Genomic DNA, 904 nt, shown 5'->3' with positions numbered 1-904 from the left:
GGGGTGCCCCAGGTGGGCAGCCGGGGCAGCCCCGGCGGGCCCCAGGGGGTGGGCGGGAGGGGCGGGCGGGAGGCGGCCTGGCCGGTCGGCGCGGTGCCGGCGGAGGAGCCGGGGGCGGTGAGGGCGTAGTCGTCGAGCAGGGCCTGGTACTCGCCGCGCATGATCCTGGTCTCGGCGCGGACGCTGAGCAGGCACTGGTAGCCGGGGTCGAGCGGGCCGCCGCGGAAGCAGGAGAGGCCGCGGACGACCAGGTCGTCGGCCTCGTCGAGGAGGTCGGCCCACTGGGACAGGGTGGCGAGGGAGACCAGCAGGTAGGAGCGGCAGAGCGGGTCGACGGGGGAGGCTTCGAGCTCGCGGACGCGTTCGCCGACCTCGGTCGCGGCGAGCAGGCCGCTGGTGGCGTCGAACTCGGTGAGCAGCGCGTAGGCGGGGGGTGCGAGCCGGTGCGGGGTGCGGGCGGCGAGGCGCTGGACGCCTTCGACGACCTGGAGCCAGCTGTGGCCGTCGTGGGCGGCGATCTGCGCGGTGGCGGCCTGGACGGCGTGCAGGACGTCCTCCTGGTCGGCGAACCGGTGCGCCAGCTCGTCCATGAGTTCGATGGCGGCGGCGGTGTCGCCGCGGGTGGCGAGTACGGCGCCGAGGGTGCCGGCGGCGCGGAAGACGCCTTCGTCGGTCTGCTGGAGGTGGACGGCCTCGGCGAGGTGGCGCAGGCCGATGGTGCGTTCGGCGGGGCCGAGGGTGACTTCGAGGCTGCCGAGTTCGGAGAGCAGCAGTCCGCGTCGGCGGTCGCTGAGGGGTTCGGCGAGGACGCGGCGCAGCAGGGCGACGGCGTCGGCGGGGCGGTCGGTGTCGGCGGCTCCGCGGGCGGCGCGGCGCAGGGTGTCGGCGGCCCAGTGGGGGGCGG

Annotated in this window: 1 pseudogene; it reads right to left on the bottom strand. The window is 77.0% G+C overall.

Annotated features, from left to right (window positions below):
• Positions 1–904: pseudogene (locus tag ADK60_RS23790) on the bottom strand (hypothetical protein); the annotation flags it as partial.

Origin of the sequence: Streptomyces sp. XY431 (assembly GCF_001279805.1) — a bacterium.
Taxonomy (GTDB): Bacteria; Actinomycetota; Actinomycetes; order Streptomycetales; family Streptomycetaceae; genus Kitasatospora; species Kitasatospora purpeofusca.
This window is presented reverse-complemented; position numbering and strand designations above follow the sequence as displayed.